Source organism: Agromyces sp. NPDC057679, assembly GCF_042799635.1.
In the GTDB taxonomy this organism is placed as follows: Bacteria; Actinomycetota; Actinomycetes; order Actinomycetales; family Microbacteriaceae; genus Agromyces.
In genome coordinates, this window is sequence record NZ_JBHVIK010000005.1 from 1 (window position 1) to 12,212 (window position 12,212).

Here is a 12,212-nt window from a genome sequence, read left to right on the forward strand (position 1 = left end):
CAGGGCACGGGCGGGGTGTACGGGGTCGTGTTCCGGGGTCGCCGGTACGACACGGGCGACAAGCTGGACTACATCAAGGCCGTGATCCAGCTCGCGGTCGATCGTGACGACCTCGGTGCCGAGCTCCGGTCCTGGCTCGTCGACTACACCGCAGACCTCGAAACCGACTGACGATGGCCGCGGTCGCCCTGCCCACGCTCCGTGACGGCGAGGTCACGCTCCGGCCCATCCGCGTCCGCGATGCGAAGGCGCTCGAGCGCGTGCTGCTCGCCAATCGCAGCTGGCTGCGCCAGTGGGAGGCGACCTATCCCGGCGGCGGCTCGTTCATCGACGCGCGAGCGTCGATCCGCAATCTCCTCGCGCACGCGCGCAGCGGGCACGGGCTGCCGTTCGTGGTCGAGGTCGACGGGCAGCTCGTCGGCCAGCTGAACGTCTCGTCGATCAGCTACGGCTCGCTCTCCTCGGCGACGATCGGCTACTGGGTCTCCGAGGAGGTCGCCGGGCGCGGCATCACCCCCACGGCCGTCGCGCTCGCGACCGACTACTGCTTCGGGGTGCTGCGCCTCCACCGCATGGAGATCTGCATCCGCCCCGAGAACGGCCCGTCCCTGCGCGTGGTCGAGAAGCTCGGCTTCCGCTACGAAGGGCTCCGGCGTCGATTCATCCACATCGACGGGCACTGGCGCGACCACTTCTCGTTCGCCCTCGTCGCGGAGGAAGTGCCCGGCGGCGTGCTCCGGAGGTGGCGCGACGGGCGGGTGCCGAGCGGGGCCGCACGGGTCGCCGCAGCGGACCTGGCCGCGAGCGAACGACCACTTCCCCTGACAGATCGCTGAACACGCCCGAGTCTGGTCGGGGCAGCGACGCCCGGTGACTTAATGTTGTCGCCATGGATGTGATCGGCGGGGGAGTCCTGGTGGCGGTGGCCGCCGCCCTGTGGATCGCGTACCTGCTGCCGAACTGGCTGCGTCGTCGGCAGTACCTCGCGACCGAGCGGAACGCCGTCCGCCTCCAGCAGACGCTGCGCATCCTCGCCGAGACCGCCGAGACGCCCGAGCCGGTCGTGGTCGAGGCGACGGCCCGCGAGGTCGCGACCCAGCAGCGCATCCTCCACGAGCACGAGGAGACCGCGAGACTCGCCGCCGAGGCGGCCGAGCAGATCGCGATCGCCGAGCGGCGCGAAGCCGAAGAGGTCGCGGATGCCGCGCGCGCACGCGCCGACGCCGCGCTGGCCGCTCGCGCCCCCGTCACCGAGCCCATCGCGCTGCCCACGAGCGCGCCCGACTCCGCAGGGCGCGCCGCCCGGCTCGCCCTGCGCCGCAAGCGCGCCGCCTGCTCGCTGACGGCGTTCGCGGCCCTGCTCACCGTCATCGGCGGACTCGTGGCGACCGTCTTCGGCGCGTCGCTCCTCATCGCCGGCGTCGCAGGCATCGTCTTCCTCGCCTCGTTCGGCGGGCTCGTCGCGCTCGCGCGGGTGCGTCCGCCGCGCCAGGCGTCGAGCGTCGCGCAGCCCGTCAGGACCGCGGCGCCCGAGTTCGAGCCCATCGAGCTCCCCGACACCGTCGCCGAGCCTGCCGGCTGGACGCCGCAGCCGCTGCCCCGCCCGCTGCACCTCTCGCGCGGCACCATCGCCGCGACCGCGATGGCGTCGATCGAGGCCGCCGCCGAGCTCAAGCGCGCCGAGTCGGAGGCCGCCGTGGCGCGGCGCGCCGAGCGCCTCGCTCCTCCCGTGCCGTCGATCACCCCCGCGGCATCCGCAGCCGCAGCCGCGCCCGACACGCGTCGGGCCGACCGGCCGTCCGCGGCGAGCCCGTACGCGAGCATGGGCATCGTCGACGACTCGCGTCCGGGCTTCGAGGACCTCGACGCGGTGCTCCGGCGGCGCCGGGCTGCGGGCTGACGCCCAACGGGGCGGCCGTGGTCAGAACCACCCCCTGAAGGGTGATAGGCTCTTTCTCGCTCGGGCCCATGGCGCAGTTGGTAGCGCGTCTCGTTCGCAATGAGAAGGTCGGGGGTTCGAATCCCCCTGGGTCCACCGAGTCGAAGGGCTCCCGCATCGCGGGAGCCCTTCGTGCATCTCCAGCCGTCGGCATCGGCCGTCCGCGACATGGTGAGTTCTCCCCATTCCGGCGGCGCGTGCGAGGCCTCTAGTCTGAAGCGAGCCCGAGGGCTGGGCCAGTGGACCTGCGAGAAGGAGTGGTATGAGTGCCGACGTCGAGATCCCGTACGAGGTGCTCAACGAGCTCAACGGGTCGTTGAAGCAGATCATCGTCGAGTTCGACAAGGCGGGCTCGCGCACGAACTCGCTCGAGTCGGCCATCGGCCGCCCGCTCGGCCGCGGGGCGCTCCGCGACCAGGTCGACCGATTCGAAGGCGCCTGGAACGACAAGCGCGAGACCCTCAAGCAGGACATCGCGGAGCTCCAGCAGCACGTCGAGGACGTCGGCAAGGGGTGGAAGGACTGGGACCAGGAGGCCGCACTCTCGCTCTCGGTCGATCAGGACGAAGCGAAGAACCTGCCGAGGAAGGCGTGAGCATGCACAACTCCCCCCGAGGGCACGAGATCCGCAAGATCGCCGGCGACGGCGGCACCATCACCAGGCGGGGCAGCGAGATGGAGTCGCTCGGCCTGCAGATGCGCGAGTCGGCTGCGCTGCTCCGGGCCATCGTCGACGGCGCGAAGGGCAAGGGCTACTCGATCGACAGCCTGAAGGAGACCGCCGGAGAGGTGCACGCCGACCTCGCGAAGGCCGGCGAGCGCTACGAGCCGAGCGGCCGCGTGATCCGCCAGTACGGCGAGGCGATGTCGAGCGTCCAGCCGCGGATCGACACCATCGTCGACAACTGCATCGAGCTCTGGAGCGCCTACGAGTCGGCGAACGGCTCGTTCGGCGACGCCAGCACGCAGGTGCCCCCGGCCGACGAGACGGCGACGCAGACCACCCAGCGCGAGCAGGAGCTCGACGAGCTGCGCGGCTCGCGCGACGCGGCGTACGACGCGTGGGAGGCGGAGGCGCGCAAGTACGACGATCCCTACGACACCTGGGACGAGGCGTACGACCGGGCCCTCAACGGGCTCGAGGACGCCAACGACCGCGGCGTGGAGGACAGCTTCTGGGACAACGCGCTCCCGGCGATCGAGGTGATCCTCACCGTGCTCACCTTCGTCGGCGTCGCCCTCGCGATCGCCGCGATCGTGATCGGCGGGCCGTTCATCCTGCTCGCGGCCGCAATCGTCGGACTCGCCGCGCTCGCGCTCACGGTCTGGAAGGTGGCGGCCGGGCGCGGCGGTTGGCAGGACATCCTGATCGCCGCGATCGGCGTGTTCCCGTTCGGGAGGCTCGCGAAGCTCGGCACGCTCTTCAAGGGCGCCGGCACGTTCGCGTCGCGGTTCGGCACCTTCGCGAAGGGGTTCGGCAGCGACCTCGTGGGCATCTCCGCGTTCCGCGAGCTGCGGGCACTGCGCGGGCTGCAGAACTTCCTGCACGGACCGGTCACGAACTCTGCGGGCAACCTGACCCAGAGCCGCGGCATCCTCGAGCAGATCGCCTCGGTGCGCAACTCGGTCGACGGCATCTCGTACACGGGCCTCGCGGGCTGGTCGCGCATCACCGGCGGCTCGTCGGCGCCGATCTCGAACGTCCTGACCGACGTCTTCTCGGGTGCCGGCCCCGCGGTCACCAACCGCGTGAACGGCGCTCTCGCGGGCACGGTGCTCGACGGTGCGCAGCACGGCAACGGCGCGGTCGACATCGCGCTCAACGTCATCGACAGCGTTCCGAAGCCGGGCTACGGCGCGTACAACGACATCGACGGCATGATCGGCGACGCCGGCGACGCGGCCGACGCCGACCGCTGGGCCGGCGAGCTGGCACGGTCCGGCCGGTGACCGGCGCGGGGCATCCGTATGCTGGAGCGGTGCTGACCTACTCGCTCGACTACGAAAGCAAGTGGTGGCTGCCGGTGCCGGCGGCGTTCCCGACGCCCGAGGGGCTCGGTCTCGAGGAGTGGGCGCGGAGCACCGCGGCCACGTCGAACATCTCGGCCGCCTGGGTCGACTCGCCGCTCGCGGCGCAGCTGCCCGAACTGCTCGCGGCGCAGGTCTACGGTCTCGACCCGGGGCGCTCCGGTGCGCTGTGGTACTGCCCGTACGGCCTGCCGGCCGCGGGCGTCGCGCAGCTCTTCATCACCGAGCGCGCCGACGACGACCTGCTCAGCCCCGCTGAGGAGATCGCGGCCCTGCCGAGCTTCGTCGCCGTGCGCCCGCTCGAGGTGCGCGCCGCGGGCCTCGGAGCGGGCGTGGGGTACTCGCGCATCGTCGGCGACGACGAGGACGGTCCGACGGTCGCCGAGCTCGGCTACGTGTTCACCCCGCCGGGGGCCCGCGTCGCGGTGATCGCCCGCAGCGGCGACGCCGACTCGATCGGGCTGATGGCGCCCGAGCTGTGGGCACTCGTCGACTCGATCGTCCTGGAGCGCGCATGAGCCCCCTCACCCCGGTCGTCCCGTCGTTCCGCATGCTCTTCCCGCCGGGATGGGTGCGGCACGATCCGTCGACCGAGTCCGAGCGCGAACTCCTCGACCGGATGCGGGCGAAGATGCGCGCGTACGCGCGCCCCGACCTCGAGTTCGAGCTCACGATGACGGTCAAGTCCGCGTTCCGCGAGCTGCGTGAGCGCTCGGGCATCGCGATCTACCTGCCGAGCGGCGCCGAGGGCACCACGCTCGTCCCCATGTCGATCACCGCGACGCGCTTCACCGAGCCGGGCGGTGCCTCGCTCGACGGCCGCGTCGCCGACCTGTTTCGGAGCCACGAGGCCGACTTCCTCGGCGACGACCGCACGATCGTGCGCTGGCGGCGCACGATCACGAAGCTCGAGGGGTTCGAGGGTGCGGTCAACGAGCAGGTCAACTACCTCGTTCCGGTGCCGGGTACGTCGCGTCGGGAGGCGGTGCTCATCTCGACGGCCGTGCTGCGCGACGGCACCGAGCCCGTCGACGAAGAACTGCTCGAGTCGTGCCTCATCCTGAGCGATGCGATCGTGAGCACGTTCGCATGGGCACCGGACGGGCGAACGCCGTGATCGACCTGCAGCGGTGGGCGAAGCAGACGCCCGGCGGGCGCGACCCGCGAGACATCCTCGTCGAACTCGACGCGATCCAGCGCGACGCGGCACCGGGCGCCGGGAGGGCCCGGCGCGGGGGCCGCGCCCCGGCGCTGGGCGTGGTGGACACCACGGCCGCCGATGACCGCCGCACGGCGCTCGACGTGCTCGTGCGTCGGGGGGTGCTCACCTCGCAGCTCGCCGACGCCGCCGCGGCGGCGCCCGTGGGCGAGGCCGCGGCGACCGTGCCGCGCCCGCGTGGCAGTGCGCGGCCGACGGCCCTGCCGACGCGCGTCGTCGAAGACCGGCCGGCCGATCCGGGGGCGGTGGTCGGCGTCGCGCTCGTGGCACTCGCCCCCGTCACCGTCGTCGTCGCCGCACTCGTCGGGCTCGACCGCGCCATCGGCGACGCCGTCTCGACCGTCCTCCTGCTCGCGGGCGAGCTCGTGCTCGCGGTCACGGCGGGCCGCGGCGTCGCGAACGCGCCCCGGCGCATCGGCCGGCTGAGCCCCGTCGCCCTGCGCTGGACCGCGGCCCTCGGCGCCCTCTCGCCCGTGCTCCTGCTCGCGATCGCGTTCGCCGACCCCGGCGCAGCGTCGGAGTACGTCGGCTGGTTCTTCGGCGTGCAGTGCATGATGGTGCTCGGCCTCGTCGCGTTCTCCGAGATCGCGCGCGCCCAGGACTGGAGGGCGCGGGGCGGACGCTCGGCAGACCCACGGATCGAACGCGGAGATCCCGTGCGGCCCGACCTCGGCGCGTTCGCCGGCATCGCGCTCATCGCGCTCGCGCCGATGCTCGCAGGAGCAGGCCTCGCCGCGGCGGTCGCCCCGGCCGCGAGCGCCTGGCTCGCGAGCGGGTCGATCGTGGCCGGCGCGCTCGTCCTCGCGCTCTCCGCGGGGCGTGCAGACGGCTTGGCTCCCTCGCGCCGCGGGATGCTCGGCTCCCGCGCGCTCTGGTGGGTCGTGCTGGTCGCCGCACTGACGCCGGTGACGCAGCTCGTGGTGATCCTCAGCGATCCGGGCGAGCTCTGGACGATGCTGCGCCCCGCCCTCGCGGTCCAGTCGATCGCGGTGATCGCGCTCGCGACCCTGCCGCCGATCGCGCGTCGACAGGAGCGAGGCGGCCCGCTGCGCGGGTGACCGTGCCCCCGGGCATAGGCTGGAACGGATGTCCGTGCCTCCCGTCACCCGTTCCATCCCGCTTTCGGAGCAGCACCGCTGGCGTGCGTACTGGGTCTGCGTCGCGGTCGCGGCGCTCACCATCCTCGATCTCTCGAAGGTCAACGTCGGCCTGCCCGCCATCGAGGACGCGTTCGACGCCGGTTCGACCGAGCTGCAGCTCATCGTCGCGGGCTACGTCCTGACGTTCGGCCTCACGCTCGTACCGGCTGGGCGCATCGGCGACCAGCGATCGCGCAAGACCCTGTTCGTGATCGGCCTCAGCCTGTTCACGCTCACGAGCCTCGTCGCGGCCCTCGCGCCGAACGCCACGGTCCTGCTCGTGGCCCGACTCCTCCAGGGCGTCGCCGCGGGCATCCAGATGCCGCAGGTGCTCGGCATCATCCAGGAGCTCTTCCACGGCAAGGAGCGGGGCAAGGCCTTCGGCCTCTTCGGTGCGACGATCGGGCTCGCGACCGCGTTCGGCCCGACGCTCGGCGGCCTCATGATCGCGATCGGCGGCCCCGAGGACGGCTGGCGCGGCATCTTCTGGATCAACGTCCCGCTCGCGCTCGCCGCGATCGCGCTGGCCGTCTGGCTGCTCCCGCAGACGCGTCATCCGTCCGGCAAGCCGCTCTCGCTCGACCCCATCGGGCTCGGCCTCTTCGCGGTCACGGTGATCTCGCTGATGTGGCCGTTCCTCTTCACGACCGGCTCGCCCGACGACGATCCGGCGCGCTGGTGGGTGCTCGTGGTGTTCGTGTTCGCCGCGACGGCGTTCATCGCGTGGGAGCGCCACTACGCGGCCTCGGGGCGCCATCCGCTCGTGCCGCTCAACCTCTTCGCCGTGAGCTCGTTCCGCAACGGCACCGCGCTCGCCGCCGTCTACTTCGCGGCGATGCCGTCGATGTTCCTGCTGACGACGCTCTACCTGCAGCACGGTCTCGGCCTCGAGGCGGTCTACGCGGGCATGGTGGGCATCGGGTTCGCGCTCATGAGCGCCGTCGGCTCCTGGCTCGGCGGCAACCTCGTGAACCGCATCGGGCGACCGCTGGTCGTCTGGGGGCTCGTGCTGCTGCTCATCGGCATCGGGCTGCTCGTGCTCCTGGCCATCGTGACCCCTCCCGAGCTGACGCCGTGGGCGATGGCGGGGGCCATGATCATCGGCGGCGCGGGCGGCGGGCTCGTCGTCTCGCCGAACCAGACGCTCACGCTCATGGACATCCCGGTGAAGCAGGGCGGCCTCGCGGGCTCGGTCGGTCAGCTTGGCCAGCGCATCGGCACCGCGATCGGCACGGCGGTGACGCTCTCCCTCTTCTACTCGACGATCTTCCGCGAGGCCGACGGTGATCCCGATCTCGTCGTCTACCACGACGCGTACGCGGTCGGAATGCTCGCGGTCGCCGTGTTCGTCGCGATCGCGTTCGCGATCGGCGTGGCCGACCTCGGCGCCCGGCGTCGGGAGCGCCGTCCGCTCGGCGGCGAGGCATCCGACGAGGGCTGAGCGCGCTCAGCGGATCGCGAGCACGCGCGTCCGCTCCTCCTTCGGAAGGTGCTCGATCGCGGCGCGGAGGGCGACCCGGGGCATCCTCGCCGCGTGGCGCTCGACGAGCGCGACGAGCCGCGCCTCGTCGAGGTCGCCCGCCGCCCGCAGCACCCAGCCGACCGCCTTCTGGACGAACGGCGCCTCGTCGAGCGCGAGGCGCTCGCCGAGGGCGAAGGCATCGTCGGTCTGACCGTGCTTCAGGAACGCGAAGGTCGCGACGAGCGCGGTGCGCCGTTCGGGCCAGAAATCGGATGCCGCGAGCCGGTCGAGCGGCGCGCGATCGCGTTCGAGGAGGTGCGCCCCGATGACGTCGCGGGCGGCGAGGTCGACGAGATCCCACTGGTCGATGCGGTCGTGGCGGCGGAGGTAGAGCCCGTACAGCGCGGTGCGGCGGGTCTCGTCGCTCGTCCGGTGCGCGGCGGACTTGCCCATGATGCTGCAGGCGAGGGCGCGCACCTCGTGCGTCGGCTCCTCGAGCAGCAGCTCGAGTTCGCGCTCTGGCAGGTCCAGCGCGGTCTTCGCGAGGTCGAAGACGGCGCCCATGCGCACGCCGATGAACGGCGCGGCGTCGTCGTCGGGGAAGTACCGCCGGTACTTCACCCGCTCGGTCTCGCTCGCCATCGCCTCGAGTCGGCCGATCAGCTCCGCAGCGTCCATGCTCGCCCCCCGGTTCGTGCCGTCGGGGAACAGCGTAGGGGGATCAGGCGGCGAGGTGGGCGACGGGCGTGAGCAGCGCGGCGAGTTCGGCGGCGGAGAGCTCGCGGCCGAAGGCCGGGTGGCCGGGTTCGAGGGCGACGCCGTGCGCGAGTGCGCCGCCGTCGACGGGGTCGAAGCCGATCGCGTCGATGAGTGCGGCGACCTCGGCCCGTGCCTCGCCGTCGTCGCCCACGACCGCGAGCGCGCGGCGCAGCGGGTCGCCGGCGGGCAGGCTGTCGTCCTCCATCTCGTGGTATCCGAGGTGGTTGAGCGACTTCACGACTCGGGCGCGCGGGTTGCGGGCGGCGTTCTGCTCGCTCGTCGTGCGGGGGTCGTCGTCGACCTCGGCGATGTTGCCGTCGACCGGGGGCCAGTAGTTCATGGCGTCGACCACGATGCGGCCGTCGAACGCGGGCCACGGCACGGTGCCGGCCTTGCCGAACGGCACGGCGACGATGATGATGCGCGCCTCGGCGGCGAGCACGTCGGGTGCGACGACCTCGGCGCCGGGGGCGACCACGCCGACGAGCAGCTCGAGTGCGGTCTGCCGGGGCGAACCCGACATGAGCACGCGGTAGCCGGCGTCGACGAGCAGCCGGGCGAGGGCGGTGCCCACCTTGCCCGCTCCGAAGATGCCGATCACCGGACGTTCCGTCACCGTTCCATGCTCCCATTCCCGACGCGCGACCACGAGATTGATGCGTCGACATGGAATGCCAACGCCGGCGGCAGGGCGGGCATTCCCGTTCGGGTGCTGGCCGCCGGGGCGAGCGGGGGAATAGTCTCGTGGCGTCACGGGTTTCGCCAAGAAGCATGCATACGCATGCAGACGCGGAGAGAAGGGCCGGCATGACCGAGCGCTACGAATTCGGACTCGACACCTTCGGGGATGTCACGGCGGGCCCCGACGGCACTGCGCTGCCGCACGCCCAGGTGCTGCGGAACGTCGTCGAGGAGGCGGTGCTCGCCGACCGGCTCGGCCTCGACTTCTTCGGCATCGGCGAGCACCACCGGCACGAGTTCGCCGTGTCGGCCCCCGAGGTCGTGCTCGGCGCGATCGCCGGGCGCACCGAGCGCATCCACCTCGGCTCGGCCGTGACGGTGCTGAGCTCCGACGACCCCGTGCGGGTGTTCCAGCGTTTCGCGACCCTCGACGGCCTCTCCGGAGGGCGCGCGGAGGTCATCCTCGGGCGGGGGTCGTTCATCGAGTCGTTCCCGCTGTTCGGCTTCGAGCTCAGCCAGTACCAGGAGCTCTTCGAGGAGAAGTTGAACCTCTTCGCCGCCCTGCTCGAACAGGAGCCGATGACGTGGACCGGCGAACTCCGCCCGCCGCTCGAGAACCAGCTCGTCTTCCCGCCGGTCGAGCACGGGCATCTGAAGACCTGGGTCGGCGTCGGCGGCAGCCCCGAGTCGGTCGTGCGCGCCGCGCACTACGGACTGCCGCTCGTGCTGGCGATCATCGGCGGCAGCCCGGCGCGCTTCGCGCCGCTCGCCGAGCTCTACCGGAAGGCGCTCGCGCAGTTCGGCAAGCCGGTGCAGCCGGTGGCGATCCACTCGCCGGGATTCATCGCCGACACCGACGAGGCGGCCCTCGACACGCTGTGGCCCCACTACCAGGTGATCATCGACCGCATCGGCCGCGAGCGCGGCTGGGGTGCCGTCACCCGCGAGCACTTCGAATCCGAGGCCTCGGAGCACGGCGCGCTCTACGCCGGCTCGCCCGAGACCGTCGCACGCAAGATCGCGAGCGCGATGCGCACCATCGGCGCCGTGCGCTTCGACCTCAAGTACTCGAACGGCACCCTGCCGCACGAGGCGATGATGGGGAGCATCGAGCGCTACGGCAGCGAGGTCGTGCCGCGCGTGCGCGAGCTGCTCGCCGCCGCCGATGCCGCCGAACTCGATGCCGCCGCCGCGCTCGCGCGGGCCGACCGCGCCGACGCCGCGGCGAACGCCGGCCCGGGGGAGTAGGCGGCGACGCGCCCTATGACGAGAGCCGTGCGCGCTGCTGCCGGGCGCGCACGGCCGCGCGGAACCACGTCGCATCGGGCAGCCGGGTCAGGAAGGTGCCCGCGATGATCGTGATGAGCACGTAGGCCGTGGCGAGCGGCGCGATCGCGGGCTCGACGCCCGCACTCACCGCGAGCCCGGCGATGACGATCGAGAACTCTCCGCGGGGGGCGAGCGAGAAGCCGGCGCGCCATTGGCCGAGCGTGCCGACCCCCGCCCGCCTGGCCGCATAGGCGCCCGTGATGAGCTTCGTCACGATGGTGATCGCGGCGAGCAGGAGCGCGGGCAGCAGCATCGACATGAGCCCCGACGAGTCGGTCGTGAGCCCGAAGAAGACGAAGAAGGTGGCCGCGAAGAGGTCGCGGAGCGGGGTCAGCACCTGGCTGGCGTTCGCCGCCACCCGCCCCGAGAGCGCGATGCCGACGAGGAACGCGCCGACGGCGGCCGACACGGAGACCTCCTGGGCGAGGCCGGCGACGAGCATCGTGAGCCCGAGCACCCCGAGCAGCAGTGGCTCGGCGTGGTCGGCGGGGAAGAGCCGCGACACGAGGTGTCCGTGCCGGAGCGCGATGTAGAGGATCACCGCGACGACCGCGACGGCGACCGCGACGGCGATGGCGCCCTGCCAGAGGCTCACGCCGACGACGATCGCCGAGAGCACCGGCAGGTAGAAGGCCATCGCGAGGTCCTCGATGACGAGCACGCCGAGCACGGCGGGCGTCTCGCGGTTCGAGAGGCGCCCGAGGTCGCGCAGCAGTTTCGCGATCACGCCCGACGACGACACCCACGTGACCCCGGCGAGCGCGACCGCGGCGACGGGGCCCCAGCCGAGGAGGAGCGCGAGCCCCGCGCCGGGCAGCGCGTTCAGCAGCCCGTCGAGGATGCCCGGCTTGCGAGCCGACTTCAGGCTGTCGAAGAGCTCGGTCGCCGTGTACTCGAGGCCGAGGAGCGCGAGCAGCAGGATGACGCCGATCTCGGAGCCGGTCTGCAGGAACTCGATGCTCGCGTCGAACGGGAAGATGCCGCCGTCGCCGAAGGCGAGGCCGAGCAGGAGGTAGAACGGGATCGGCGACAGGCCGATCAGGAGGGCGAGACGCCCCAGCAGGCTCATGCCGAGAAGCAGCGCGCCGACTTCGATGAGGAGGAGCGTCGTCTCATGCATACCGGGCCCGGCGTCAGTCGGGTCCGTTGGCGAGCAGGCGCGAGACGCCGTCGAGCCCCTCGCGGGTGCCGACGACGACGATGACGTCGCCCGCGCGCAGGGACTCGGAAGGCGTCGGGGAGGGGATCACCGCGCCGTCGCGCACGATCGCCACGATCGAGGCGTGCGTGCGGGTGCGGGCCTTCGTGTCGCCCAGCGTGGCGTTGAGGTAGGGCGAGTCGGTGGGCAGCGCGATCTGTTCGGTGTAGAGGCCCGCGGTCTCGTCGGAGAGGCTCGTGAGGCGGCTCAGCATGACCGAGGCGCCGAGCACGTCGGCGAGCGCCGCCGCCTCGTCGTCGTTCAGCGCGACGGAATCGCGGCATGCGTCGGGGTCGTCGATGTCGAAGACGCCGAGATCGCGCTCGCCGTCGCGATGCGAGACCACGCTGATGCGGCGCCCGGCTTCGGTCACGAGGTCGTGACGCACGCCGATCCCAGGCAGATCGACCTTCTCGATGCGAATACCCACGTCGGTAATCGTAACCCCGTTCGGCGGT

13 protein-coding genes, 1 tRNA gene and 1 pseudogene are annotated in these 12,212 nt (G+C 72.2%); 11 read left to right on the forward strand and 4 right to left on the reverse strand.

Annotated features, from left to right (window positions below; translation table 11 throughout):
- The 10 genes and pseudogenes from ACFVAJ_RS19395 to ACFVAJ_RS19440 form a co-directional block, all read left to right on the forward strand.
- Positions 1-171: pseudogene (locus ACFVAJ_RS19395) on the forward strand (UTP--glucose-1-phosphate uridylyltransferase); the annotation flags it as partial.
- A gap of 2 nt (positions 172-173) precedes the next feature.
- Entirely contained in the window at positions 174-836 is a 663-nt protein-coding gene (locus tag ACFVAJ_RS19400; RefSeq protein ID WP_376947081.1) for a GNAT family N-acetyltransferase, read from the forward strand.
- Positions 837-889: 53 nt separating this feature from the next.
- Entirely contained in the window at positions 890-1,900 is a 1,011-nt protein-coding gene (locus ACFVAJ_RS19405; protein ID WP_376947083.1) for a hypothetical protein, read from the forward strand.
- A 62-nt stretch (positions 1,901-1,962) separates the two neighbouring features.
- A tRNA-Ala gene (locus ACFVAJ_RS19410) sits at positions 1,963-2,035 on the forward strand.
- Positions 2,036-2,201: 166 nt separating this feature from the next.
- A complete protein-coding gene (locus tag ACFVAJ_RS19415; protein ID WP_376947085.1) occupies positions 2,202-2,534 on the forward strand; it encodes a hypothetical protein in 333 nt (110 codons plus the stop codon).
- A gap of 2 nt (positions 2,535-2,536) precedes the next feature.
- Positions 2,537-3,889, forward strand: coding sequence for a hypothetical protein (locus tag ACFVAJ_RS19420; protein WP_376947087.1), 1,353 nt, complete (start codon positions 2,537-2,539; stop codon positions 3,887-3,889).
- A gap of 29 nt (positions 3,890-3,918) precedes the next feature.
- On the forward strand, positions 3,919-4,485 hold the full coding sequence (locus ACFVAJ_RS19425) for a hypothetical protein (protein ID WP_376947089.1): 567 nt from the start codon (positions 3,919-3,921) through the stop codon (positions 4,483-4,485).
- Complete coding sequence (locus ACFVAJ_RS19430; protein WP_376947091.1) at positions 4,482-5,084, forward strand: hypothetical protein; 603 nt, start codon at positions 4,482-4,484, stop codon at positions 5,082-5,084. Before ACFVAJ_RS19425 ends, ACFVAJ_RS19430 begins: the two co-directional genes overlap by 4 nt.
- On the forward strand, positions 5,057-6,244 hold the full coding sequence (locus tag ACFVAJ_RS19435; protein ID WP_376947093.1) for a hypothetical protein: 1,188 nt from the start codon (positions 5,057-5,059) through the stop codon (positions 6,242-6,244). The genes ACFVAJ_RS19430 and ACFVAJ_RS19435 overlap by 28 nt, the downstream gene beginning before the upstream one ends.
- Positions 6,245-6,272: 28 nt before the next feature.
- Positions 6,273-7,766 carry an MFS transporter gene (locus ACFVAJ_RS19440; RefSeq protein ID WP_376947095.1) on the forward strand — a complete coding sequence of 498 codons (1,494 nt, stop codon included), beginning with the start codon at positions 6,273-6,275 and terminating at the stop codon, positions 7,764-7,766.
- Positions 7,767-7,772: 6 nt separating this feature from the next.
- Here ACFVAJ_RS19440 and ACFVAJ_RS19445 read toward each other — a convergent pair whose 3' ends face one another.
- Both ACFVAJ_RS19445 and ACFVAJ_RS19450 read right to left on the reverse strand, forming a co-directional pair.
- Entirely contained in the window at positions 7,773-8,465 is a 693-nt protein-coding gene (locus tag ACFVAJ_RS19445) for a DNA alkylation repair protein (protein WP_376947097.1), read from the reverse strand.
- Between the two features lie 43 nt (positions 8,466-8,508).
- Positions 8,509-9,162, reverse strand: a complete 654-nt coding sequence (locus ACFVAJ_RS19450; RefSeq protein WP_376947099.1) for an NADPH-dependent F420 reductase — start codon at positions 9,160-9,162, stop codon at positions 8,509-8,511.
- Positions 9,163-9,353: 191 nt separating this feature from the next.
- Here ACFVAJ_RS19450 and ACFVAJ_RS19455 point away from each other — a divergent pair, with 191 nt between their 5' ends.
- On the forward strand, positions 9,354-10,475 hold the full coding sequence (locus ACFVAJ_RS19455) for an LLM class flavin-dependent oxidoreductase (RefSeq protein ID WP_376947101.1): 1,122 nt from the start codon (positions 9,354-9,356) through the stop codon (positions 10,473-10,475).
- Between the two features lie 13 nt (positions 10,476-10,488).
- On the opposite strand, the gene ACFVAJ_RS19460 is transcribed toward ACFVAJ_RS19455, so the two are convergent.
- Both ACFVAJ_RS19460 and ACFVAJ_RS19465 read right to left on the reverse strand, forming a co-directional pair.
- Positions 10,489-11,676: a cation:proton antiporter gene (locus ACFVAJ_RS19460; RefSeq protein WP_376947103.1), complete on the reverse strand. Its 1,188-nt coding sequence runs from the start codon at positions 11,674-11,676 to the stop codon at positions 10,489-10,491.
- A 13-nt stretch (positions 11,677-11,689) separates the two neighbouring features.
- A complete protein-coding gene (locus ACFVAJ_RS19465; protein ID WP_376947105.1) occupies positions 11,690-12,184 on the reverse strand; it encodes a cation:proton antiporter regulatory subunit in 495 nt (164 codons plus the stop codon).
- Between the last annotated feature and the right edge of the window lie 28 nt (positions 12,185-12,212).